Raw genomic sequence first — 22951 nt, forward strand, 5'->3', positions numbered from 1 at the left:
TACGATCGATCAGTCTTGCGCAGGCGTGGCCAGCATGGCGGGCCAGTCCGAATAACCGATGGCGCCGCCGCCGTACCAATATTGCTTCGGCGCTTCGGCCAGCGGCGCGCCGGTCCGAAGGCGCGCGACCAGGTCGGGGTTTGCGATGAACGGGCGCCCCATGCTGAACAGATCGGCATCGCCCCTTTCCAGCACCTCCTCGGCCAGGTCGAGCGTGTACTGGTTATTCGCGATATAGGCCCCGGCGAAGCGCTTGCGCAGCGCGACGAAATCCACGTCGTCGGGGGCGTCGCGGGTCATCTGCGTCACGCCCTCGATATCGTGGATGTAGAGGAGCCCACGCGCCGACAGCGCATCGACATACGCGCCGAAGGTCTGCATCACCGTGCTGTCGAGCGGCGTCTCGCCCGGCATCGTCGTCGCCGGGGAAAGCCTGATCCCGACGCGACCGGCGCCCCACACGCCGACTACGGCATCCACCACCTCGAGCGGAAAGCGCAACCGGTTCTCGATCGAGCCGCCGTAGCGGTCGGTCCGCTTGTTGGTGCTGTCGCGTACGAATTGTTCGAGCAGGTAGTTGTTCGCGGAATGAACCTCGACGCCGTCGAACCCCGCCGCCTTCGCGTTGGCAGCCGCGCGGCGATAATCCTCGACGATCGCCGGGATCTCATCGGTCTCCAGCGCTCGCGGCGTGACATGGTCCTTCATGCCGGACTTGGTGAACGCCTGCCCCTCCGGCTTGATCGCCGATGGAGCGACCGGCAGCTCGCCGCCTTGCAGGTCCGGGTGCGAAATGCGTCCGGTATGCCAGAGTTGCAGGAATATCCGCCCGCCGCGAGCATGGACCGCCTCGACGATCGGCCGCCACGCCGCGACCTGACCGTCGGTCCAGATCCCCGGGGTGAGCGCATAGCCGATGGCTTGCGGCGACACGTTGGTGGCTTCGCTGATGATGAGCCCGGCATCGGCGCGTTGCGCATAGTAATCGGCGGCGAACTCGGGGGGGATGCCGTCGTCGTCGGAGCGGCTGCGTGTGAGCGGCGCCATGACGATGCGGTTCTTCAAGGCCAGGTCGCCGATCCTCACCGGCTGCAGGATGGGGGATGATGAGCGGTCGGGCATGATCGGGTTTCCGTGCGACAGATGGTGGAGTCCGCGGCTGAACGGACAAGCCATCGCAACGGTCCCTTCGAAAAACGAAGCGGGCGGCGTTCCCGTCATTATCGAAGCCGCGCTTCATCGCGGCGGCGTCGTCAGTCCTCCGCCGCGGCCGGCGTCGGGCAGCGGCATGCCGGGCGTGCCGCCTTACGCTTCGGCGCAGTGGTCGCGAATTCTGCGGCATCCATTGCGACGGACCGGTCGCGGTCGGCCGCGGCAAAGCGCGCGGTCGTCTTGATCGCCCATTCGTCGAAGCTCAGCCGGCCATCGCCGTTCGTATCGAGTTTCGCGAACGCCTTTCGACGCGGCACCAGATATTCGTCGCGCGTGACCCGGCCGTCGCGATCCTTGTCGTAGCGGTCGAAGCGCTTCTGCTCGCGGTCGCGGGCGGGCGCTTCGGGGAGCGCGGCGTCGGCGGTCGTCGCCGTCGTGGCGGCCGCGGACCCCTGCCGCGTCGCGACCGGCAGCGACGGATCGGAATGCGCCTCGCCGTTGAAGATCAACCAGCCCGCCGCCATCATCAGCAACGCGGCGACGCCGCCGACCAGATACCGCCACATCGCCCAGCCCCCCGACCCTGAAGTGGTCGCAGCATAGACTGGATCACAGCGGGTCGAAAAGCCCGGTCCGACCCGTAAGCATGAATCCGGCGGTGCGGACCGCCGGTCCGACCCCGCGCCTGTCGTGCAGCGCCGCGTGCGCGCTGACCAGAAATGGTCGCGCCGTACGCGGCCATGAAGCAGCGACGGCGTCGCCCCATCGCGTCCGTGCCGCTTCACGCCACGCCGCTCTGTGGGCGGATGTCGCGCTGCTCCATTGCGCGGCATCCGCCAGAGACCAGCACGCTCCCGCCGCCGCGACGCCGGGGCCGGTGCTCCCGCTGATGGACGCCACCGCGCCGAAAAGAGCGCTTCCACGCCGATCCAGCATCGCGATCCGCTCCGCGTCGGTCGCAGCAGGATCCAGCAACGTTTCCCATGGGTCGGCCCATGTAGCGAGCATCGCCCCCGTCACGCCCCGTGGAAGAACGTCGCGCTGCAGGTCCTGTAAAATCGGGACCGCGGGGGCGGGGCTGTCGTCGAGGGCGGAGAGCGCCTGGCTCCACCAGAGCAATCGCATCTGCGCGATCACAGGCTCGGTCGTGGTGGACCAGATCGACTCAAACTGCCGATCCAGCGCCACGAGCGCGTGCGTCCCCACTCCCATCGAACCGGTGAGCAGTACGAGCGGATCGCCCTCAGGCTCCGGAGGCATCATCGCGGTGTTCTTAAACTACTTTTAAGCGGAACAGGATAGCAGATCGGGTGAACGGATCGCTTTTCCTATGCCCACTTAGCCGCCTATCACGTCACCGCCCGACCCGCCCCTGCTCGTCGCACGGCATCGCCGCGACGTGACCGCGATCAAATTCCCGCCGGCAGTCCTCCCGTTGATGGCCATGCTGATCGCCGTTCTCGAGGTCACCACGACGTTTTTTGCGCAGCAGGTTTTTGAAACCGCTGCCGAACGCGGATCCCGCCTCTTGATGACCGGCGCCGCGCAGAAAACCAACATGACCTCCGCCGCCTTCAAGAGCAAGATGTGCACCTACCTGCCAGGCTTTCTGAAGTGCTCGCGACTGGTCATTGACGTCGACATCGCGACCGACTTCAGCATGGCCGATACGACCGCACCGGCCGTGACGCTCGACGGCAACGGCAATCCGACCGGTACGCGATCGTTCCGGCTCGGCAATCCCGGCGACATCGTCATCATGAAGACGATGTACGTCTGGGACGTGCAGGCGGGACCGCTCGGCTTCGACCTGTCTACTCTCTCCCGCGGCAAGCGTTTGCTGATAACGACATCCGTGTTCAAGACGGAGAATTACTGATGCGGCGCCCCCGTCTCCTGTATGACATTGCCGGCACGTCGGTGATCGAATTCGGGCCTAGTCTGCCGTTGCTCATCCCGTTGTTCGTCGGCGGCTTTCAGCTCAACGATGCGATCGCTGCGTACCGTAAACTAACGGTTACCACCCGAACGATCGTCGATCTCACCTCGCAATTCACGATCGTGGACAACACAAGATTAAATTCGATCATGAACGCATCCAAACAGGTGATGGCTCCATATTCCACGACAGACACGACGATGATTATCAATCAGGTCAAGATCGATGCTAATCGGGTTGCCCCGATAGACTGGAGTATCGCCAGAAATACCGCGACCTTGAGGCCTCGCAGCGAGTATAATCTGGCGATCAACGTCCGGCAGCCTGAGACCTACATTCTGGTGGCGCGTATGACGTACCTCTACAAACCTTTGTTCGCCAGCAAACTACTGGGTAGCATTCCGATGACGGAGACCATCATCATGTCGCCGCGCGCGTCCGACCGGGTTACGAAGCCATGGAAATTCGTGCCGACCGCCTCGGTTCACTGGCGCGGCGCCTCAAGCGCGACGAACGCGGCGCCACGCTGATCCTGGTCGCCATCGCGATCCTGCCGCTGACGATCGCCGTCGGCGTTTCGATCGACTATGCGCGCGCCGCCCGTCTGCAGACCAAGATCAACGCGATCGCCGATGCCGCGTCGCTGGCGGCCGTGACGACACCGATGATGGCGCAGCGCAGCAGCGAAGCCTGCGACGCCGCCCGCCGCCTCTTCGTCTCGCAGTCGGCGGGGCTCCCGGACCTGACGCTGAACGATACCGGCAGCGATCTGGCGGTGTCGGTAACCGACAACGCCAGCACCGTTCCGTGCGCCACGACCCGCTCGACGATCACCGCCGCATACCAACGTACCTCCAGCGTGACGTGGAACGGCCGCGTGAAGAACATGTTCGCCGGCCTCCTTGGTATCCCGTCACTGGCGATCGGCGGCACTTCGCGTGCCAATGCCGCGGTCGCGCCGACGATGGACTTCTACCTGCTGCTCGATACGTCCGGGTCGATGTCCTTTCCGTCGACCTCGGCGGGGATCACCAAGATGCGCCAGGTAGCCAACGGCTGTGCGTTTGCCTGCCACTCGGTCGCTGACGCCACCGCCCAGACGAAAAGCGGCGCCATGGCCAGCTACTACGATGTCGCGGTGTCTTACGGCATTCCGCTGCGCATCGACGATGCGAAAGTCGCGATCGGCAAATTGATGACGATGGTCGATGACGTCGCGGACAAGAACGACACGACATACCGCGCGGCGCTGGCGACCTTCGCGGCCAAGGATCAGCGCGCCAACAACTTCTTTAAAATGCGCCAACCGCTGACAAGCACCCTGCCGGATGTCGCGACCGCGGCGCGGAGCGCATCGACGTCGCTCTACTACAAGAACCAGTGGCCGACGAAGGACTTCAGCAATAACGATACCGATACGGCGACGGATGACGCTTTCAGTCGCATGAACGACAACATGACGACCCCAGGTAACGGATCCAAGAGCAGCACGGATCGGCCACAGGCAGTCCTGTTTCTTATTACCGATGGCATGCGGGACGAATTTCGAGCGAACGGCAAGCCGGAAATCGCGATCAACACCGCGTGGTGCACCACAATCAAGAATCGTGGAATCAGGATCGGCATTCTCTACACCGAATACCTCAAAAGCTCGCTGGACGGAGACACCTGGTCGCAGCAGAACGTCGTGCCTAACCTCTGGACGATCGAGCCAGCCTTGAAGAGCTGCGCGTCGGACAGCCTCTTTTACAAGGTGACCACCGACGACGACATCTCGGTGGGACTTGAGAAGTTGTTTCGTCAGGCGGTGACGACGGCCCGCATCATCCAGTGATGCGAGCCGCCGTCGGCGGTGTCAGATGATCTTTCTCACCGTCGCGACGATCTTGTCCGTGGAGATCAGCGCCAGTTTCTCCAGGTTCGCCGCGTAGGGAAGCGGCACGTCCTCGTTGGTGACGCGCAGCACCGGCGCGTCGAGGTCATCGAAGCCCTCCTCCATCGCGATCGCGGCGATCTCGGTGGCGATCGAGCAGGTCGGCCAGCCTTCCTCGACCACCACGAGGCGGTTGGTCTTGGCGAGCGACTTGAGCACCGTCGCCTTGTCGAGCGGGCGCAGCGTGCGCAGGTCGACGACCTCCGCCTCGACGCCCTGGCTTGCCAGCGTCTCGGCGGCTTCGAGCGCGAGCCCGACCCCGATCGAATAGCTGACGATCGTCACGTCCTTCCCCTCGCGCATGATCCGCGCCTTGCCGATCGGCAGCACCCAGTCATCGAGCTTGGGCACCTCGAACGAACGACCGTAGAGCAGCTCGTTTTCGAGGAAGACCACCGGATCCTGGCTACGGATCGCGGCCTTCAGCAGGCCCTTGGCATCGGCCGCATCGTAAGGCGCAATCACGATCAGGCCGGGCACCGAGGCGTACCACGGGGCATAGTTCTGCGAGTGCTGCGCGCCGACGCGGCTCGCCGCCCCGTTCGGACCGCGGAACACGATCGGGCAGCGCATCTGGCCGCCGGACATGTAGTTAGTCTTCGCAGCCGAATTGATGATGTGATCGATTGCCTGCATCGCGAAGTTGAACGTCATGAACTCGACGATCGGCTTCAGCCCGCCCATTGCCGCGCCCGTGCCCACGCCGGCAAAGCCATATTCGGTGATCGGCGTATCGATGACGCGCTTGTCACCGAACTCGTCGAGCAGGCCCTGCGTGACCTTGTACGCGCCCTGATATTGCGCGACTTCCTCACCCATCACGAACACGCGCTCGTCAGCACGCATTTCCTCGGCCATCGCGTCGCGGAGCGCTTCGCGGACGGTGACCTTCACCATCTCGGTGCCGGCCGGAATGGCGGGATCGGTCACTTCGGCCTTGTGGCTCGCCGCCTCGAACAGCTGGCGCGCGCCGGTGTCGACCTTCTCCTGCGCGGGGTGCGCGGAATCCTCGACCTGATCGGGCTTCTTGGCGTCGGCCTGCGCATCGGGCTTGGCCGAATCGTCCTTGGTCGCCGGCGCGGCGATATCGCCGGCCTCCTCATCCTCGCCGGTCAATTGCATGATGACCGTGCCGACCTTCACGCCATCGGTACCTTCGGTAATCAGGATTCGCGCGACGGTGCCTTCATCGACCGCTTCGAACTCCATCGTCGCCTTGTCGGTCTCGATCTCGGCCATGATGTCGCCGGACTTCACCGTGTCGCCTTCCTTGACGAGCCACTTGGCGAGCGTGCCCTCCTCCATGGTGGGCGAGAGCGCCGGCATCTTGATGTCGATCGCCATCTCAGTACTTCTCCACCAGAACGTCGGTATACAGTTCGGCCGGATCCGGCTCCGGCGTGCTTTCGGCGAAATCGGCGGACTCGGCCACCTGCTTGCGGATGCGCTGCTCGACGGCCTTGAAGTCCTCTTCCTTGACGCCGTGGCCTTCGGTCAGCAGCTTCTTGACGTGCTCGATCGGGTCGGACTTGTCGCGCACCGCCTGCACCTCGTCACGCGAGCGATACTTGGCGGGGTCCGACATCGAGTGGCCGCGATAGCGATAGGTCTTCATCTCGAGGATGATCGGCCCCTTGCCGGCGCGCACCCAGGCGAGCGCTTCCTCGGCCGCACCGCGCGCCGCCAGCACGTCCATGCCGTCGATCTGCAGCCCCGGGATGCGGAAGCTTTCGCCGCGACGATACAGCTGGTCCTCGGACGACGCGCGATTGACGCTGGTGCCCATCGCATATTGATTGTTCTCGATCACGAAAATGATCGGGAGCTTCCAAAGCTCGGCCATGTTGAAGCTCTCGTACACCTGGCCCTGGTTGGCCGCGCCGTCGCCGAAATAGGCGAGGCACACGCCCCCGTCGTTGTTGTACTTGTGGCTGAAGGCCAGACCGGCGCCGAGCGACACCTGCGCGCCGACGATGCCGTGCCCGCCGTAGAACTTATGCTCGACGCTGAACATGTGCATCGAGCCGCCCTTGCCCTTGGAGATGCCGGCCTGACGCCCGGTCAGCTCCGCCATGACGTCCTTGGGCGGGATGCCGCACAACAGCATGTGGCCGTGGTCGCGGTAACCGGTGATGACCGAGTCCTTCTCGGTCAACGCCGACTGGAGCCCGACCGCCACTGCTTCCTGCCCGATATACAGGTGGCAGAAGCCGCCGATCAGGCCAAGGCCGTACAGCTGCCCGGCCTTCTCCTCGAAGCGACGGATCAGCAGCATGTCCTCGTAAAATTTGAGGAGTTCGTCCTTGCTCGCTTCATAGGGGCGCGGGTCGGCAGGCCGCTCGCGATTCGTTTTCTGCGGGTCGGCAGCCGGTGCTTCGCTGCGTGCTGGGGCTTTTGCCACGATGGACACTACCTCGTTTCTTGGAAGACGTAGCGGCCTATAGCCACGCCATGGCACAGACTGCAAACCCCACCGGCTTGCAAGGGATTGGGGGCGGGGGTAGGCCGATGCCAATGCCCTCCCCGATCGACCACCCGCCCCCCGTGCATCCGCTCAAGATCGCGAATTTTCGAGCGTATTGGCTATCGCGGTTCGCCGGCACGATCGCGATCAGCGCGCAGGCGATCATCATCGGCTGGCAAGTCTACGGTATCGCACGCGAGACCATGGATATTCGCGAGTCCGCCTTCATGCTGGGCATGATCGGGCTGGTGCAGTTCGTGCCGTTGTTCCTGCTGACGCCCGTGGTCGGGCTGGTCGCGGACAGCGTCGATCGGCGCTGGATCGTGCGCGGCACCACGAGCCTGCTGGTGGTCAATGCCGCGTTCCTGGGCATCCTGACGTGGTCGGGTAATCTTTCATTGCCGTTCCTTTTCGGGGCCGCGGTGCTGATCGGCATCGCTCGCGCCTTCTCCGGGCCGGCCTATTCTGCGCTCGCCCCCAATCTGGTGCCCAAGGAAAGCCTGCCGACGGCGATCGCGATCTCCTCGATCGCATGGCAGTTCGGCACCGTGGCCGGGCCGAGCATCGGCGGTCTGCTGTACGCGATCCATCCGGACGTCGCGTACGGGGTGATCTCCGCGCTGCTCGCGCTGGCGCTCGGCACGATGTTCCTGATCGGCAAGGTGCCGCAGCCCGCCGCGCAAAGAGACCGCCATCCGCTTCAACGCATCCTCGACGGCTTCTCCTATGTGCGGCGTAACCGATTGGTTTTGGCGACGATTACGCTCGATCTCTTCGCGGTGTTGCTGGCCGGCGCCACCGCGCTGTTGCCGATCTACGCGCGCGACATCCTGCACGTCGGCGCCAGCGGGCTCGGCTTCCTGGCGGCCGGCATGGGGATCGGTGCGGGCACGACCGCGATCTGGTTCTCGTTTCGTCCGATGACGTCGAACGTCGGGGTCAAGATGCTGGCGGCGGTCGTCATCTTCGGTCTTGGTATCCTGACGTTCGGAGTCGCCACGCGCGTGACCGACCTGCTCGGCATAACCAGGCTCGCGGTGGGTGGCGGCGTGATCCAGCTCGATTTCGTCATCAGCCTGATTGCGCTGATCGTCGCCGGCGGAGCGGATATGGTGTCGGTCTATGTCCGCACCTCGCTGATCCAGCTCCATACCCCCGACACGATGCGCGGGCGCGTGAGCGCGGTGTCGCAGCTGACGATCTCGGCCTCCAACGAATTGGGCGAGGCGGAGAGCGGGTTGATGGCGTCGCTGCTCGGCCCGGTCGGCGCGGTGATGTTCGGCGGCATTGGCGCGATCGCGATCACGCTGCTCTGGGCGCGACTGTTTCCGGAACTCCGGCGCGCGCGAACCTTTGATCCGCCCGAGACGATCGATATCGCACCACAACACGGAGTAGCGCAGCCATGAAGGCCCAGAACGTCCTGGAGACGATCGGCAATACGCCCCACATCCGCATCCAGAAGCTGTTTCCCGGATCCGAGGTGTGGATCAAGTCCGAGCGGGCCAACCCCGGTGGTTCGATCAAGGATCGGATCGCGCTGGCGATGGTCGAGGCGGCGGAGGCATCGGGCGACCTGACACCCGGCGGAACGATCGTCGAACCGACCAGCGGCAACACCGGCATCGGCCTTGCGATGGTCGCTGCCGTGAAGGGTTACAAGCTCGTGCTGGTCATGCCCGAGAGCATGAGCCTGGAGCGCCGACGTTTGATGCTGGCATATGGTGCCGAATTCGATCTTACGCCGCGCGAGAAGGGCATGAAGGGCGCGATCGAGCGGGCGCTCGAACTTGTCGAGCGGACGCCGGGTGCGTGGATGCCGCAGCAGTTTGAGAATCCTGCGAACATCGACGTGCATGTTCGCACCACCGCACAGGAAATTCTCAACGACTTCCGCGACACCCCGATCGACGTCATCATCACCGGTGTCGGAACCGGCGGGCACATCACCGGCGTGGCACAGGTTTTGAAGAAGGAATGGCCGGGCCTGAAGGTGTTCGCAGTCGAACCGAAGGCGTCGCCGGTCATTTCCGGCGGGCAAGCCGGTCCGCACCCGATCCAGGGGATCGGCGCGGGCTTCGTCCCCGCCAATCTGCACACGCAGGCGCTGGACGGTGTGATCGAGGTCGATGCCGCGGTCGCGAAGGACATGGCCCGGCGCTCGGCGTCTGAAGAGGGGCTGCTGGTCGGCATCTCGTCGGGTGCGACGCTGGCGGCGATCCTCCAGAAGCTGCCCGATCTGCCCGACGACGTGCGCGTGCTGGGCTTCAACTACGATACCGGCGAGCGTTACCTGTCGGTGCCGGACTTCCTGCCGGAGAATTGAGCTGACCGGACCAAGCCAGACGGTGCGCGCGATCCTGGGCGGGGTCGCGGCGCTCGCGATCGTGGTGCCCGCGGTGGTGGTCAGCCGCGCACCGGCGGTGCCGCTTGCGATCGCCGCCAAGGTCGCGCGCCCGCAGCGTGTCGTCGCAGCGACCGAAATCCCGGAGGTCGAACCGGTCGAACTCCAGGACCTGACCCCGCAAGATGCGCGGACCTACAATGCCGGTATCCCGTTCGTGCACGGCCCGCGTCCCGCGGCGCAGGCGTTTCGCTTCGCCGGTGACGACGCCCAGCGCGCGCGCGCGACGGACTGTCTTGCGGCGGCGGCATGGTACGAGGCGGGCGACGATCCGGTCGGTCAGCGCGCCGTGGTGCAGGTCGTGCTGAATCGATTGCGGCATCCGGCTTTCCCGAAGACGGTGTGCGGCGTGGTGTTTCAGGGGCAGGAGCGGGCGACGGGTTGCCAGTTCACCTTTACGTGCGACGGTGCGCTTGCGCGCCATCCGTCCGAGCCGGCGTGGGATCGCGCGCGCAAGGTTGCCGTCGCGGCGCTGGACGGAACGGTCTTCGGGAAGGTCGGCTATGCCACGCACTACCATACCGACTGGGTGGTGCCCTATTGGAGCGCGAGCCTCGACAAGCTGGCGGAAGTGAACACGCATCTGTTCTTCCGCTGGACGGGTTGGTGGGGGACTCCGGCGGCGTTCCGACGGTCGGTGTCGAGCGACGAGCCGGTGATCGGCAAGCTCGGCGACATTTCGCCTGCGCACCGCCTTGGCGGAGCACTCGATGAAGCCGCGCTGGCGCTGGCCGCCGCGGCGCCCCTGACCGGCGCCACGCCGGTGGCCAGCGCGCCGGTGCCGGGCGAGCCGGACAGCTTCGCCGCCGTCCTGAACGACGGCGCGCCGGAGAGTTATCCCGACATCGCCAAGGTGGCGTGCGGTGCGCGAGCGAAGTGCAAGTTTCTCGGCTGGACCGATCGTGCGATGCTGCCCGCCGGCAGCGCGATGACCCCGCCGCAGATGGCGGCGATGTCGTTCAGCTATCTGCGTGACAAGGACGCCGGGCTGGAACGCGAATTGTGGAACTGCCGTGAATTTCCGCGCACCGGTCCGGGGCTGTGCATGCGGCGGCAAGTGGTGCCGGTGACGCCGCCGGGTGGACCGGGGACATTGCGTGGACCGGACACGCTCGGCGGGGTGCGGAAGCGCGAGGTGCCGACGGCTTCGCCCACACCTTCGGTGCCGTTGCCGTGATGGCAACCGGCGTGGATTGAGATGAAGGCGGCTGCATCGTGACCCCGCGCCATCACCTGCTTACCTAATCAGCGATGCACAGACGTGCGGGGCGCCGGCCGCCTAACGTGCGGCGGCCGGTTAGCGTGAATGGCGGATCGCCCTGAAGAAGGCGGTGCTTCAAGACAGCGCCATCGGCGAGCGGCGGTAGCGCGGGAATGCCGCACAGGGCTTTGCTCGACCCGCTGCACTATCCCAGCATGCAGACCGCGGAGTCCGGCGGCCGATCGACACTCCGCGGGTCCCCGCAGGCCCCTTCAGCGCAAGGGTCGCAAAGCAAGCCAGGACGTCATGCGGAACGCTGGATTGCTCCGCCCGCAATGACAGGTGGTGCGTGCAAATTGCCCGACCGCGAGAGAGCGGTTAGCCCGAACAGATGGACAATCGCCGTTGGCGAGCGGTCCGGCACCCGCGAAGCGCTGAAAGTCGACCCCGCCCGGATGGCTCCGCATCCTGCTCCGAGCGGCGCCACGGAGGGAGCCCTCTCTCACCCCCCGCGCCCGACAAAGAAAAGGGCGACCCGCAGGCCGCCCATTCACTCGATCCGAAATACTTCCGCGCGATCAACGTCCGCCGGGCACCCCGTCCGGACCAGCCGGACCACCAGGTCCACCGGCACCGGGCATCCCACCCGGACCACCAGGCATGCCACCCGGTGCACCACCGCCATTCATGCCACCCATGAGGTTCTGCTGCATCTGGAGCTGGCGCAGCGTCGTCTCCGGGATGAAGTCCTGCAGTTCCACGTCGAACACCAGCGTGGAGTTCGGCGGGATCGGGCCGGCAGCGCGCTCGCCATAGCCAAGCTCAGGCTTGATCCACAAACGGTACTTGGCGCCCTTGTGCATCAGCTTCAGCCCTTCGGAGAAGCCCGGCACGACCCCGCCGACCGGCAATGGAGTCGGCTGTTGCGACTTGTCGAACACCGTGCCATCGACCAGCCGTCCCTCGTAGTTCACGAGCGTCACGTCGGAGTTCGTCGGCGTCGTGCCCTTCAGATCGCCGGCCTTCAGCACCTGATACCGCAAGCCGGACGGCGTCGTGACGATGCCGGTATCACCCGCGCGCGCCAACGCCAGTCCCGCCACCAGCGCAATCAGCAACCCTGCAATCAACCACAGCACGTAGGCGCGCTTGACCGGCAGGATCGGAACGGCGGTGACAGTCGACATAGCGAGGCAACCTTGCTTGCGCGAGCCGGCAGCAGTCGCTGATCGGCGCAATGACGAAGACGTTAGTGCAACGGGGGCGTCGTGCCGCGGCGTCGCCAGTCGACGCGCCGCGGATGACGCAACGTCTTACCGTGCGCCGTCACGCTCCGCGCGCTTGCGATCAAGCTTGCGCGCACGCCGCACCGCCGCCGCCCGCTCGCGCGCACGCTTCTCCGAGGGCTTCTCGTAGTGGCGGCGCAGCTTCATCTCGCGATACACCCCCTCCCGCTGCAGCTTCTTCTTGAGCGCGCGGAGAGCCTGGTCAACATTGTTGTCGCGAACGATGATCTGCATTGGAACCTTCAACTCCGGATCAAACAGCTAATGCGGCGGCGAGCGAAGGCTCGCGCCGAACGAAATGGCCCTAGCAGCAACCACCCGGTGCCGCAAGCACTCACGCGATCACGATCGGGGCGTTGACGACGCGGCGATGCTGAAGCGCCGGGACGCGGCCACGCACCGCGCGCAGCTTCTCTGGCTCGACCTCGGCATAGCCGATGCCGGGCGCCTCGCCCATGTCGAGCAGGATCTCGCCCCACGGATCGACGACCAGCGAATGGCCATAGGTGGCGCGCCCGTCCTCATGCACGCCGGTCTGTGCCGCGGCGACGAGATGGACACCGGCCTCGATCGCGCGCGCGCGTAGTAAGATGTGCCAATGCGCCGCACCCGTCGGCCGCGTGAAGCTGGCGGGTACCGACAACACCTGTGCCCCGGCATCGGTCAGCGCGCGGTAGAGGTCGGGGAAGCGCATGTCGTAACAGATCGACAGCCCGAGCGGCCCGAGCGGGCTGCCGACCACGACCGGGCGCTCACCCGCGGCATAAGTCGCCGATTCGCGCCAGCTTTCGCCATTCGGCAGGTCGACGTCGAACAGATGCATCTTGTCGTAGCGCGCGCGGATGTTGCCGATCGAGTCGATCACGAAGCTGCGATTGGCGAGCCGCCCGTCCGGACGGCGCAGCGCCAGCGATCCCAGGTGCACCCACACCCCGACCCGCGCCGCCGCCTCGCGCACCGCGACCAGCACGCGGTCGTCACCTTCCTTGGCCAGGACCGCGGCAGCGCGCGCCTGGTCGCGATCGAGCACGCCCGACATTTCGGGCGTGAACACCATCGTCGCGCCACCGGCCCCCGCTTCCTCGATCGCCGCCACCAACGCCGCGGCATTCGCCAGCGGATCGATCCCGGTCGTGGTCTGGACGACGGCAATCTTCGTCACGCATTACTCCTTGGCTGTCGGGTTCCTGGAACAGCAAGCGCATCAATGACGCAAGTGTTGCGCCGCCGTCGCACGCGCGAACGGTTGGCGTGCCGCGCCAAGCCGATTAAGACCCGCGCCATGACCGGCACCCCCCTCACCTTCTACAACAGCCTGACCCGCCGACCGGAGCCGTTCGTGCCGCTCGATCCCGGCAACGTCCGCATCTATTCGTGCGGGCCGACGGTCTATCATTATGCGCATCTCGGCAATCTGCGCGCCTACGTCTTCACCGACACGCTGACCCGCACGATCGCGTGGAAGGGCTGGCCGCTGACGCATGTCATCAACATCACCGATGTCGGCCATCTGACGTCGGACACCGATGCCGGCGATGACAAGATGGAAGCTGCCGCGCGGGCGTCGGGGCGTGATATCTGGTCGATCGCAAGGCATTACACCGATGCCTTCAAGCAGAACCTGACCGACCTGAACATTCGCACCCCGACGCACATGCCGCTGGCGACGGATCATGTCGCAGAGATGATCGCGTGGGGCGAGCAGATCGCCGGGCGGCATTGCTACCGACTGGCGGACGGCCTCTACTTCGACACCACCACCGTTCCCGATTACGGCCGCCTGGCGGGCGTCGCGGACGACGCCGCGCACGGGCGGATCGAAACCGTCGCCGGCAAGCGCCACCCGCAAGACTTCGCGATCTGGCGCACCACTCCGCCCGGCGAGACGCGACAGATGGAATGGGACTCGCCTTGGGGTCGCGGGGCGCCGGGCTGGCACCTGGAATGCTCGGTGATGGCCGCGAAATATCTCGGCCCGGCGTTCGATATCCACACCGGCGGCATCGATCATCGCGAGATCCACCATCCCAACGAGATCGCGCAGAACCAGGCGCATTGCGAATGCGGCGACACCGGCGCCAACTTCTGGATGCATAACAACTTTCTTGTCGATCGCACGGGAAAGATGAGCAAATCCTCGGGTGATTTCCTGACGCTCACGCGCTTGATCGAGCGCGGCTTCCACCCTTTGTCGTACCGGCTGATGTGCCTGCAGGCGCATTATCGCAGCGAGCTGGAATTCTCATGGGAGAACCTCGCCGCGGCACAGGTGCGGCTGAAGCGCTGGGTGCATGCCGTCGAGGGGCTGCGTGCACGGACGGCGGGCGAGAGCGGAGCGACGTCCGCGGCGTATCTGACGCAGCTCGACGCCGCGGTCAGCGACGATCTGGCGACCCCGCGCGCGCTGCCGGTGCTGGACGCGATGCTTTCCGACAAGAAGCTGTCGCCGGCCGACCGGCTGGCGACGCTCGACGCCTTCGACGCGGTGCTCGGCCTTGCGCTCGGCGAGGCGACGCGTGCGGCATTGCGGGTGCGTCCGGCCGATGCCACGATCGACGATGCGACGATCGAGGCGCGGCTCGCCGAGCGGCGCGCGGCGCGTGCCGCCAAGGACTTCCCGCGCTCGGACGCGATCCGCGACGAGCTGGCCGCCAATGGGGTCGAGGTGATGGACGGCGATCCGCTCGGCTGGGACTGGAAGCTGCCGGCATGATGGAGGATGGAGCGACATGGACCTTGGCCTGAACGGACGTACCGCGATCGTCTGCGCCTCCAGCCACGGGCTCGGACGCGCCTGCGCGACGGCGCTGGCGGAGGCGGGCTGCACCGTGATCCTCAACGGCCGCGATGAAGCGGCGCTGGAGGGAACGGCCGCGTCGTTGCGCGCGACCGGCGCTATCGTCCACGCCGTCGCTGGCGACATCGCCGACGAGCACGTGCAGCAGGCATTGCTCGACGCCGCTGGCGGGGTCGTCGACATCCTCGTCAACAACAATGGCGGGCCGCCGCTGCGCGACTTCCGCGAGCTGGACGGCACCGCGATCCACGCGGGGATCGAAGCGAACATGGTCGCCCCGATCCGGCTGGTGCAGAAGGTGGTCGATGGGATGATCGAGCGCCGCTTCGGACGGATCGTCTGCATCACCTCCGGGTCGGTAAAGGCGCCGGTCGGCGGGCTCGACCTGTCGAGCGGCGCGCGGCTGGGGCTGACCGGTTTCCTCGCCGGCGTCGCACGGCAGGTCGCGCATGCCAACGTCACGATCAACTTCCTGCTGCCCGGCCTGTTCGCGACCCGGCGGCTGGCGGGGGTCCACGCCTACAATGCGCAGACGAAGGGCATATCGGTCGACGACGCCGAAGCGGCGGCGCGCGAGCGCATACCGGCGCGTCGGTTCGGCGAACCCGATGAGTTCGGTGCAGCCTGCGCCTTCCTGTGCGCGGCCTCCTCGGGCTTCATCACGGGACAAAGCCTGCTGATCGACGGCGGCGGTTATCCGGGCGTCCTGTAAAGAGGAAGTTGATTGCGAGCCGCGCACGATTGGTTCAAGGCGACGGCTGTTTTTGGAAGGATGAATGCCATGGCCACCTGGGCCCCGCACAGCTGGACCGCCGCGGAAGCGCGCCAGCTCCCCATCTACCCGGACGCCGCGGCGCTGGACGATGCGACGCGCCGGCTGGCCTCCTTTCCCCCGCTCGTCTTCGCCGGTGAGGCGCGTAACCTGACGGCCGATCTGGCGAAGGTAGCGGAAGGCAAGGCGTTCCTGCTTCAGGGCGGTGATTGCGCGGAGAGCTTCGCCGAGCACAGCGCGAACAACATCCGCGATACGTTCCGCGTCATCTTGCAGATGGCCGTCGTGCTGACCTTCGCCTCGAAGTTACCGGTGGTGAAGGTCGGGCGGATGGCGGGGCAGTTCGCCAAGCCACGTTCTGCCAATACCGAAACGATCGACGGCGTCGAATTGCCCAGCTACCGCGGCGACAACGTCAACGATATCGCCTTCACGCCGGAATCGCGCATTCCCGATCCGGAGCGGATGATCCGTTCCTATGCGCAGTCGGCGGCGACGCTGAACCTGTTGCGCGCGTTCGCGCAAGGCGGCTATGCGAACCTGCACCAGGTCCATCGCTGGACGCACGACTTCATGGGCCGCAGCCCGTGGGCGAAGAAATACGCGGAAACGGCCGACCGCATCGGCGAGGCGCTCGACTTCATGGAGGCGTGCGGGATCAGCCCCGATACCGTCCCGCAACTTTCGCAGACCACCTTCTACACCAGCCACGAAGCGCTGCTGCTGCCCTTCGAGGAGGCGCTGACCCGGCAGGATTCGCTGACCGGCGACTGGTACGACACGTCGGCGCACTTCCTGTGGATCGGCGACCGCACCCGTTTCGAAGGGTCGGCGCACGTCGAGTTCCTGCGCGGGATCGGCAACCCGATCGGCGTGAAGTGCGGACCGTCACTCGACCCGGATGCGCTGTTGCGGATGCTCGACACCCTCAATCCGGATCGGGTGCCGGGGCGGGTGACGCTCATCACCCGCTATGGCTACGATCAGATCGAGGCGCACCTGCCCCGGCTGGTGCGCGCCGTGACGCGTGCCGGGCACCCGGTGATCTGGAGCTGCGATCCGATGCACGGCAACACCGTCAAGGCGGCGACCGGTTACAAGACGCGGCCGTTCGAGCGCATCCTGTCGGAAGTACGCGGCTTCTTCGCGGTGCACCGTGCCGAGGGGACGCATGCGGGTGGCATCCACGCCGAAATGACCGGGCAGAACGTCACCGAATGCACCGGCGGCGCGATCGACGTTACCGAGCAGAGCCTCGCCGATCGCTACCACACGCATTGCGATCCGCGCCTGAACGCCGGACAGAGCCTGGAGCTCGCATTCCTGCTCGCCGAAATGCTCAACACCGAGATGGCGGAGCGCCGCAAGGCGGCGTGACGGGCGCGCCGGCGCGCCGTCCATGGAGGACGGCGCGCCGAAAGCGACGATCGCGCGCGAAAGTCGCTTGACGATTCTTCCACCGCCTCCTAACAGCGCGCCTCACACCGCGCACGGCCCCTTCGTCTAGCGGTTAGGACGTCGCCCTCTCACGGCGAAAACACGAGTTCGATTCTCGTAGGGGTCACCAGCGTTGCCGCGGATAGCGGCCCCCGGCCGTTGTGGACCACATAGCTTCGCTTAGCATCCGGTTCGCGCCACGCGGTGAGCCGATACTTGCTCCGACATGATCGTACGACAGCTTTCGCGTGCGCCATCGCAGGGTTTGTCAGCGCGCCATCGATCGGAGAAGCAATCCTGTGACGATCACCTCGCTTCCTGAAGTGGCCGCGCTGTCGGACTGCTCCTCCGCTGCCTTGGCCCGATCGTGGGCCGGCCATGTGCGCGCTCTTACGATGACCGCCGACACCACCCGCGACCGGCAAGCTGCCGCAAGCATGACCTGCTCCGACAGCCGACGCACGGGGTGCAAGTACGGCCTGATCACGCACGGCTGGTCCTCTCGCCCCCCACGGATGCCGCTGGAAGCCGCCGCCAGGCTGCACCCCGGATGGCTCGGCACCGTCAGGGCAGCAACACGAACAGGGCTCGTCACGATCGGCCGAAAACGTGGCGGAAACGCAACGGTCGTCGCACGTAGTGCCGAACTGATGGCGCATTTCCGGAACGTTACGGTTGTATTAACCATACGTTCAGGCGCCAAGCTGCTGTCAGGACAGGCGCGTTCGCGCTGTCTGTCAATAATGATAGTCTGAGAGGTAAGCAGATGCGTTCCAATCTTCCCCGCTACACCGCCTTGGCCATGATCGCGATCGGTGGCGTCAGCCTCGGCGGTTGTGCCAGCAAGGGTTTCGTCCGTGAGCAGATCGCCACGGTCAACACGCGTATCGACGGCCTCGACGGTCGCCTGCGCACGGTCGAGGGTACGTCCGGCCAGGCGCTGACGCAGGCGCAGGCGGCTTCCGCCCAGGCGCAGCAGAATTCGCAGCGGATCGACCAGATCAACGGCCGCGTCGATGGCCTCGATCAGCAAATGAAGCAGCAGATGCAGCAGCGCCAGCGTCGGCCGCGCGGCTGATTCCGCTGACGTGATGCGACGATGGCGCGAGGATCGGCTCGGCCGAAAAGGACTGAGATGATACCGGGATCGCTCCACGTCGCGTCGCGATCGATGCTTTGTGCGGCGCTGCTGCTGGCGATCACGCCGGCAGCCGCCGCACCCGGCGACAAGACGCGCACCGCTCCGGCCGCCGCCCGCAAGCAGGCGTCTGCCAAACCTGCGAAGGCGTCACTGAAGAAGCCGAAGCCGGTGGCGAACGTCGCGCCGGTCGTCCTGCCGCAGCTGCCACGCTCCGATATGGCGAACCGGCTGATCGCCTGGGTTGCGGCGGCGCACGACAATGGCGCGCGCCCCTATGCCGTCATCGATAAGCCGGCAGCGAAACTCTATCTTTTTTCCGGCAACGGTACGTTCCTCGGCGAAACGCCGGTGCTGCTAGGTATCGGCGTCGGCGATGATTCCTCGCCCGGTATCGGGGCGAAGAAGCTCGAGGAGATCGGCCCGGCCGAGCGGACCACCCCCGCGGGTCGCTTCGTCACCCGGTTCGGGCGTGCCTTCGGTCGCCAGCAGGTGCTCTGGGTCGATTATGCCAATGCGGTGGCGATCCACGCGGTCATCACGACGCACAAGAAGGAGCGTCGGGTCGAGCGGCTGCTGTCGCCCGCCGTCGACGACAATCGCATATCGTTCGGGTGCATCAACGTCGGCACGCGCTTCTACAGCGGCAAGCTGAAGCCGCTGTTCGAGAAGAAGGGCGGCATCGTCTACATCTTGCCGGACATGAAGACGCTCGACGAGGTTTTCCCGCGGGTCCGGCTGCTGCCCTATCTCGGCACGGGTACGGAGATCAGATCATGAGCATGGTCCTGCTCGCCCTTCTCGCCGCCGCGGCAGATCGCCCGGTGGTGGTCAGCTCGATCACGACGCCGCAGCTCGTCGAGCTGTGCCGCGGCAAGGACGACGATCCGACCGCCAACTTCTGTACCGGCTACATCCTCGCGGCGTTCGACGCATTGTCGCTGGCGCGGCAGATCTGTCCGTCGCCCGCGCGCGCATCGAACATGATGGTCGCGTCGACGACCCGCAAATATCTCCGCAAGCGCGCGAAGAAGTCGACGGTCGCCCCCGCCTTCGCCGTCCGCACCGCGCTGCGCGAAGCCTTTCCCTGCAAGCGTCGCTAGGCCGTCACCGGCGGGATCATCCCGCCTTTGCCGGTGTCGCGCGCGCCTCGGCGGTCAGCACCAGTTCCGCGGCCAGCAAGGCACCGTCCTGGTCCTGCGCGACCGAGGTATGCTCGACCAGGTCGTTGACGAACTGCGGCCCGAACGGCAGCGGCACCTTCGAACAATCGAGATAGCGCGCACCCTTGCGGTCGGCGATGAACAGGTGGTTGCCGCCCGGCCGCCCCGCGATGTCGACGTATTTGCGGAGTTCGATATAACCCTCGGTGCCGAGGATGAAGAGCCGCCCGTCGCCCCAGGTCGGCAGCCCGTCGGGCGTGAACCAGTCGACGCGCACGTAGCCGGCGCCGCCATCGCCGTTCAGCACCATGTCGCCGAAATCCTCGAACTCGGGATGCTCGGGATGCGCGAAATTGCCGGTCTGCGACGCGACGACATGCGCGCGCTTGCTGCCGGTCAGATAGACGAACTGGTCGGCCTGGTGGCTGCCGACGTCGGTCAGGATGCCGCCGTTGCGCGCCGGATCCCAGAACCAGTCGGGCCGGTTCGGCGCCGACAGGCGGTGCGGCGCGAGGTTGATCGTCTGGATCACGCGCCCGATCGCGCCGTCATGCACCAATTGCCCGGCCATCACCGCCGCGGGCACCTCCAGCCTTTCGGAATACATGATCCCGTATTTGCGCCCGGTCTCCTTGATCGTGCGCCGCACCGCGGCCAGTTGCTCCAGCGTGGTGACCGCGGCCTTGTCGCTCAAATAGTCTTTCCCCGCCTTCATGACGCGCATGCCGAGCGGCGCACGCAGGCTGGGGATGGCGGCGCTGCACACCAGCTTGATCGTGCGATCGGCCAGGATCTCGTCCTCGCTGCGCGCCAGCTTTGCGCCCGGATAGCGCTTCCGGAACATCGCGACCTGTGCCGGGTCGGCGGAGAAGAAGCTGGTCAGCACCCCGCCGCCGCGGATCACGGCGTCGGTGATGCCATAGATGTGGTTGTGGTCCATGCCGATCACCGCGAACGGCAGCCGGTATTTCGCCTCCGGGGCGGGCTTGGCCATCGCGGTTTCGGTGGGCGCGTCGCCGCGCGTCGCGGACTGCGCCAGTGCGTCGCCCGCCACCCCCACCAGTCCGGCGGTCAGTCCCATTCCCAGCAGTGCGCGACGATCCGTCTCGGTCATGGTCGGTATCCCCTCAGATCTTCACGAGCGACGTCGGCCACGTCATGGCCGCGCCGCGATCCATCGCCTGTTCGCCCAGCAGCGATGCGACGCTGGCATTATATGCCTGTTCCAATAGCCCCGGCAGCGGCTTGCCCGATCGTACCGCCTCGCCGAACCCCTCGAACTGCAGCATCGTCTCGTCATATTCTCCCCAGCCGAGCGACTCGCCTGGCGTCGTCACCGGCAACTCCGGGAACCACGTCGCGCCGCCGATCGGGATCGTGCGCTTGTGGCCGCGCTTCACGTCGGCCTGCATCCGTTGCAGCGCCAGCGATCGCGGCGAGACCTCCTGGTAGATGCGGCCCAGTTCCGGCTCGATCGTGCCGGTACTGCCCTGGATCTGCTCCTCGCAGCCATAGCGCGCGTTGTTGAGCAGCGAGGTGTAGATCACCTTCCGCCCACCGGCATATTCGTAGATAAGCGCGACGTGGTCGTACACCTCGCGGCCATCCTTCCAGAAGCAGATGCTGCCCGATCCGATCACGCGCGTCGGCACCGCGTCGAGGAACCAGTTGCCGACCTGCAACTGGTGTGTCGCCAGCTCCGTCATCAACCCGGCCGAACTGTCGCGGTACAGCCGCCAGTTGACCTGCCGGTCGGTGCGATCGGCGGGCACCTTGCGGCGCCAGCTGTTGTTGCGGTGCCAGCTCGCGCGGATTTGGGTGATCGTACCGATCTCACCGGCCTTCACGCGGCGCAGCGCGTTCAGGTAGGTCGGGTGGAACATCCGCTGGTGCCCGATCTGGAGAACCTTGCCGCTGTCCTGCGACTTCTTCACCATCGCGCCGCAATCGTCGATCGTACGCGCCATCGCCTTCTCGCACCAGACGTGCAGCCCGGCGTCGAATGCATCGAGGCTGTGACGCGCGTGCATGTTCAGCGGCGTCGCGATCACCACGGCGTCGATCCCGCGCGCATCCAGCATCGCGCGGTGATCGGCAAAGGTCGGCGTGCCCGGGGCCACCCATTGCTGCGCCTTGGCGATGTTGGGCGCGTACGTGTCGCACAGCGCCGCGACGGTGCAGTTGCGCGTCTTCGCGATGTTTTGGATCAGCGCCCGGCCACGGTCGCCGGTGCCGATCACGCCCAGCCGCACCTTGCCCGTGCCCGCGGTCTGCGCGCCCGCCGCGATCGCCGCCCAAGGCGTGGCCACCGACATCGCCGTGCCCGCCGTGGCTGCCAGCACGCGGTCGAGGAACGACCGCCGCGTCAGGTCGAATTCCTTTTCGTTCATTCCAATATCCTGCGTGGCGCATGTGGCGCGAGGTCGAACAACATCCGCCGGCGCGGATCCTGAAGGTGCTGAAGCGCGTCGTCGCTCGCGACGATCAACGCGGTGCTGAGCATTTCCGCACGCGACCCGTTGCGATCGATCACGACCGCGCAGCGCGGCGCGTCGATCGCGCCTGCGCCCGTGTCCCCGCCCGCGCCCGTGGCCGGCCGGATCAGCGCCGCACGTTCCGGCGCGGTGGTGCCCGTGCCGATCGTGGCCGATACCGACAGCGCCTCGTCGAACAATTCGACCTCCACCAGCGCGGCGTCGGGGTGGCGCGGATCGGGGATCGCGAATGGCCAGGCCCCGCCCAGCGGATGCGCGCCGACCACCGCGATCGAGCTTTCGCCAGCGGAGAGCAACGCGCATTCCACGCCGGCGCCACGCAGCGCCGCCACCGCATAATCCAGCGCCAGCCCTTTGCCGATGCCGCCGAAATCGAGCGCGACGGGTACGTCGCACGCCAGACGGGCGGCGTCGTGATCGAGGTGCAGCTGTCGCCAGCCCGCCGCATGGCGCGCGTCCGCGACCGGATCGAACAGCCCCAGCGTCAGCGCATAGGCGGCGTCGATCTGCAACAACGCATCAAGCAGGATCGGATCGTCGATCGCCGCCGGCTGGCCGGCGCGCAGCGCGTCGTTCATCGCCGTCGCCGCCGACGGTCGGTGGATGGTCAACGCATCGTCCACCGCCACGATCGCGGCGCGCGCACGCCATAGCGCGTCCGCGTCGCCCGCCCCGAAACGGTGCAGCTCGATGCGCGTCCCCATCGCCGGGAAGCATTCCACCCCCGTCGCCGCCTTGGGGATCGGCGCTGCGCGCGTCATGGCCGCGGC

Annotated in this window: 24 protein-coding genes and 1 tRNA gene; 14 read left to right on the plus strand and 11 right to left on the minus strand. The window is 66.3% G+C overall.

Annotated features, from left to right (window positions below):
- Positions 1–9: 9 nt before the first annotated feature.
- The 3 genes from SPHPHY_RS0109200 to SPHPHY_RS20960 form a co-directional block, all read right to left on the minus strand.
- Entirely contained in the window at positions 10–1122 is a 1113-nt protein-coding gene (locus tag SPHPHY_RS0109200) for an alkene reductase (RefSeq protein WP_028056698.1), read from the minus strand.
- A gap of 131 nt (positions 1123–1253) precedes the next feature.
- Complete coding sequence (locus SPHPHY_RS0109205; RefSeq protein ID WP_022686394.1) at positions 1254–1718, minus strand: EF-hand domain-containing protein; 465 nt, start codon at positions 1716–1718, stop codon at positions 1254–1256.
- 43 nt (positions 1719–1761) lie between these two features.
- Entirely contained in the window at positions 1762–2415 is a 654-nt protein-coding gene (locus SPHPHY_RS20960) for a hypothetical protein (protein WP_022686395.1), read from the minus strand.
- 136 nt (positions 2416–2551) lie between these two features.
- Between SPHPHY_RS20960 and SPHPHY_RS0109215 the strand changes: the two genes are divergently transcribed.
- The 3 genes from SPHPHY_RS0109215 to SPHPHY_RS0109225 are packed head-to-tail and all read left to right on the plus strand — an operon-like array spanning position 2552 to position 4925.
- Positions 2552–3031, plus strand: a complete 480-nt coding sequence (locus SPHPHY_RS0109215) for a hypothetical protein (protein WP_022686396.1) — start codon at positions 2552–2554, stop codon at positions 3029–3031.
- A complete protein-coding gene (locus tag SPHPHY_RS19820; protein ID WP_022686397.1) occupies positions 3031–3621 on the plus strand; it encodes a TadE/TadG family type IV pilus assembly protein in 591 nt (196 codons plus the stop codon). Before SPHPHY_RS0109215 ends, SPHPHY_RS19820 begins: the two co-directional genes overlap by 1 nt.
- Positions 3549–4925: a TadE/TadG family type IV pilus assembly protein gene (locus SPHPHY_RS0109225; RefSeq protein WP_022686398.1), complete on the plus strand. Its 1377-nt coding sequence runs from the start codon at positions 3549–3551 to the stop codon at positions 4923–4925. Before SPHPHY_RS19820 ends, SPHPHY_RS0109225 begins: the two co-directional genes overlap by 73 nt.
- 21 nt (positions 4926–4946) lie before the next feature.
- On the opposite strand, the gene SPHPHY_RS0109230 is transcribed toward SPHPHY_RS0109225, so the two are convergent.
- Both SPHPHY_RS0109230 and pdhA read right to left on the minus strand, forming a co-directional pair.
- Positions 4947–6368: a pyruvate dehydrogenase complex E1 component subunit beta gene (locus SPHPHY_RS0109230; protein WP_022686399.1), complete on the minus strand. Its 1422-nt coding sequence runs from the start codon at positions 6366–6368 to the stop codon at positions 4947–4949.
- Between the two features lies 1 nt (position 6369).
- Entirely contained in the window at positions 6370–7425 is a 1056-nt protein-coding gene (gene pdhA, locus SPHPHY_RS0109235) for a pyruvate dehydrogenase (acetyl-transferring) E1 component subunit alpha (protein ID WP_028056700.1), read from the minus strand.
- A gap of 113 nt (positions 7426–7538) precedes the next feature.
- On the opposite strand from pdhA, the gene SPHPHY_RS0109240 reads away from it, so the two are divergent.
- From SPHPHY_RS0109240 to SPHPHY_RS0109250, 3 genes are read left to right on the plus strand one after another with little or no spacing between them, the layout of a single operon-like run.
- The gene (locus SPHPHY_RS0109240; protein WP_022686401.1) at positions 7539–8897 is read left to right on the plus strand and encodes an MFS transporter; all 1359 of its coding nucleotides are present in this window, start codon (positions 7539–7541) and stop codon (positions 8895–8897) included.
- Positions 8894–9814: a cysteine synthase A gene (gene cysK, locus SPHPHY_RS0109245; protein WP_022686402.1), complete on the plus strand. Its 921-nt coding sequence runs from the start codon at positions 8894–8896 to the stop codon at positions 9812–9814. The genes SPHPHY_RS0109240 and cysK overlap by 4 nt, the downstream gene beginning before the upstream one ends.
- 22 nt (positions 9815–9836) lie before the next feature.
- Positions 9837–11069, plus strand: a complete 1233-nt coding sequence (locus tag SPHPHY_RS0109250) for a cell wall hydrolase (RefSeq protein WP_022686403.1) — start codon at positions 9837–9839, stop codon at positions 11067–11069.
- 602 nt (positions 11070–11671) lie between these two features.
- Here the strand turns inward: SPHPHY_RS0109250 and SPHPHY_RS0109255 are convergent.
- From SPHPHY_RS0109255 to SPHPHY_RS0109265, 3 genes are all read right to left on the minus strand, one after another.
- A complete protein-coding gene (locus tag SPHPHY_RS0109255) occupies positions 11672–12280 on the minus strand; it encodes an FKBP-type peptidyl-prolyl cis-trans isomerase (protein ID WP_022686404.1) in 609 nt (202 codons plus the stop codon).
- Between the two features lie 126 nt (positions 12281–12406).
- Positions 12407–12613 carry a 30S ribosomal protein S21 gene (gene rpsU, locus SPHPHY_RS0109260; RefSeq protein WP_022686405.1) on the minus strand — a complete coding sequence of 69 codons (207 nt, stop codon included), beginning with the start codon at positions 12611–12613 and terminating at the stop codon, positions 12407–12409.
- A gap of 100 nt (positions 12614–12713) precedes the next feature.
- A complete protein-coding gene (locus tag SPHPHY_RS0109265; RefSeq protein ID WP_022686406.1) occupies positions 12714–13541 on the minus strand; it encodes a carbon-nitrogen hydrolase family protein in 828 nt (275 codons plus the stop codon).
- Positions 13542–13661: 120 nt separating this feature from the next.
- On the opposite strand from SPHPHY_RS0109265, the gene cysS reads away from it, so the two are divergent.
- From cysS to SPHPHY_RS19825, 8 genes are all read left to right on the plus strand, one after another.
- Positions 13662–15092, plus strand: a complete 1431-nt coding sequence (gene cysS, locus SPHPHY_RS0109270) for a cysteine--tRNA ligase (RefSeq protein ID WP_028056702.1) — start codon at positions 13662–13664, stop codon at positions 15090–15092.
- Between the two features lie 16 nt (positions 15093–15108).
- Positions 15109–15888, plus strand: a complete 780-nt coding sequence (locus SPHPHY_RS0109275; protein ID WP_022686408.1) for an SDR family oxidoreductase — start codon at positions 15109–15111, stop codon at positions 15886–15888.
- Positions 15889–15948: 60 nt separating this feature from the next.
- On the plus strand, positions 15949–17325 hold the full coding sequence (locus SPHPHY_RS0109280) for a class II 3-deoxy-7-phosphoheptulonate synthase (RefSeq protein ID WP_331271019.1): 1377 nt from the start codon (positions 15949–15951) through the stop codon (positions 17323–17325).
- Between the two features lie 115 nt (positions 17326–17440).
- Positions 17441–17515, plus strand: a tRNA-Glu gene (locus SPHPHY_RS0109285).
- Positions 17516–17684: 169 nt separating this feature from the next.
- The gene (locus tag SPHPHY_RS21975; protein ID WP_156025077.1) at positions 17685–18140 is read left to right on the plus strand and encodes a hypothetical protein; all 456 of its coding nucleotides are present in this window, start codon (positions 17685–17687) and stop codon (positions 18138–18140) included.
- Between the two features lie 11 nt (positions 18141–18151).
- Positions 18152–18463, plus strand: coding sequence for a hypothetical protein (locus SPHPHY_RS0109295; protein WP_022686411.1), 312 nt, complete (start codon positions 18152–18154; stop codon positions 18461–18463).
- Positions 18464–18520: 57 nt separating this feature from the next.
- Positions 18521–19303: a hypothetical protein gene (locus SPHPHY_RS0109300; protein WP_022686412.1), complete on the plus strand. Its 783-nt coding sequence runs from the start codon at positions 18521–18523 to the stop codon at positions 19301–19303.
- Positions 19300–19626: a Rap1a/Tai family immunity protein gene (locus tag SPHPHY_RS19825; protein WP_156025078.1), complete on the plus strand. Its 327-nt coding sequence runs from the start codon at positions 19300–19302 to the stop codon at positions 19624–19626. Before SPHPHY_RS0109300 ends, SPHPHY_RS19825 begins: the two co-directional genes overlap by 4 nt.
- 16 nt (positions 19627–19642) lie before the next feature.
- Here SPHPHY_RS19825 and SPHPHY_RS0109310 read toward each other — a convergent pair whose 3' ends face one another.
- The 3 genes from SPHPHY_RS0109310 to SPHPHY_RS19830 are packed head-to-tail and all read right to left on the minus strand — an operon-like array spanning position 19643 to position 22942.
- Complete coding sequence (locus SPHPHY_RS0109310) at positions 19643–20800, minus strand: Gfo/Idh/MocA family protein (protein ID WP_022686413.1); 1158 nt, start codon at positions 20798–20800, stop codon at positions 19643–19645.
- Between the two features lie 13 nt (positions 20801–20813).
- On the minus strand, positions 20814–22076 hold the full coding sequence (locus tag SPHPHY_RS0109315) for a Gfo/Idh/MocA family protein (RefSeq protein ID WP_022686414.1): 1263 nt from the start codon (positions 22074–22076) through the stop codon (positions 20814–20816).
- Entirely contained in the window at positions 22073–22942 is an 870-nt protein-coding gene (locus tag SPHPHY_RS19830; RefSeq protein ID WP_022686415.1) for an FAD:protein FMN transferase, read from the minus strand. The genes SPHPHY_RS0109315 and SPHPHY_RS19830 overlap by 4 nt, the downstream gene beginning before the upstream one ends.
- Between the last annotated feature and the right edge of the window lie 9 nt (positions 22943–22951).

The sequence above is a fragment of the Sphingomonas phyllosphaerae 5.2 genome, assembly GCF_000419605.1.
Classification (GTDB): Bacteria; Pseudomonadota; Alphaproteobacteria; order Sphingomonadales; family Sphingomonadaceae; genus Sphingomonas; species Sphingomonas phyllosphaerae_B.

Coding starts and splice junctions, on each gene's coding strand:
- SPHPHY_RS0109230 (WP_022686399.1), bottom strand. CDS start 6,368: ATGGCGATCGACATCAAGATGCCGGCGCTCTCGCCCACCATGGAGGAG.
- cysS (WP_028056702.1), top strand. CDS start 13,662: ATGACCGGCACCCCCCTCACCTTCTACAACAGCCTGACCCGCCGACCG.
- SPHPHY_RS19820 (WP_022686397.1), top strand. CDS start 3,031: ATGCGGCGCCCCCGTCTCCTGTATGACATTGCCGGCACGTCGGTGATC.
- SPHPHY_RS0109240 (WP_022686401.1), top strand. CDS start 7,539: ATGCCCTCCCCGATCGACCACCCGCCCCCCGTGCATCCGCTCAAGATC.
- SPHPHY_RS0109255 (WP_022686404.1), bottom strand. CDS start 12,280: ATGTCGACTGTCACCGCCGTTCCGATCCTGCCGGTCAAGCGCGCCTAC.
- cysK (WP_022686402.1), top strand. CDS start 8,894: ATGAAGGCCCAGAACGTCCTGGAGACGATCGGCAATACGCCCCACATC.
- SPHPHY_RS20960 (WP_022686395.1), bottom strand. CDS start 2,415: ATGATGCCTCCGGAGCCTGAGGGCGATCCGCTCGTACTGCTCACCGGT.
- rpsU (WP_022686405.1), bottom strand. CDS start 12,613: ATGCAGATCATCGTTCGCGACAACAATGTTGACCAGGCTCTCCGCGCG.
- SPHPHY_RS0109295 (WP_022686411.1), top strand. CDS start 18,152: ATGCGTTCCAATCTTCCCCGCTACACCGCCTTGGCCATGATCGCGATC.
- SPHPHY_RS0109315 (WP_022686414.1), bottom strand. CDS start 22,076: ATGAACGAAAAGGAATTCGACCTGACGCGGCGGTCGTTCCTCGACCGC.
- SPHPHY_RS0109280 (WP_331271019.1), top strand. CDS start 15,949: ATGAATGCCATGGCCACCTGGGCCCCGCACAGCTGGACCGCCGCGGAA.
- SPHPHY_RS0109205 (WP_022686394.1), bottom strand. CDS start 1,718: ATGTGGCGGTATCTGGTCGGCGGCGTCGCCGCGTTGCTGATGATGGCG.
- SPHPHY_RS19830 (WP_022686415.1), bottom strand. CDS start 22,942: ATGACGCGCGCAGCGCCGATCCCCAAGGCGGCGACGGGGGTGGAATGC.
- SPHPHY_RS0109300 (WP_022686412.1), top strand. CDS start 18,521: ATGATACCGGGATCGCTCCACGTCGCGTCGCGATCGATGCTTTGTGCG.
- SPHPHY_RS0109310 (WP_022686413.1), bottom strand. CDS start 20,800: ATGACCGAGACGGATCGTCGCGCACTGCTGGGAATGGGACTGACCGCC.
- SPHPHY_RS0109200 (WP_028056698.1), bottom strand. CDS start 1,122: ATGCCCGACCGCTCATCATCCCCCATCCTGCAGCCGGTGAGGATCGGC.
- SPHPHY_RS0109275 (WP_022686408.1), top strand. CDS start 15,109: ATGGACCTTGGCCTGAACGGACGTACCGCGATCGTCTGCGCCTCCAGC.
- SPHPHY_RS19825 (WP_156025078.1), top strand. CDS start 19,300: ATGAGCATGGTCCTGCTCGCCCTTCTCGCCGCCGCGGCAGATCGCCCG.
- SPHPHY_RS0109225 (WP_022686398.1), top strand. CDS start 3,549: ATGGAAATTCGTGCCGACCGCCTCGGTTCACTGGCGCGGCGCCTCAAG.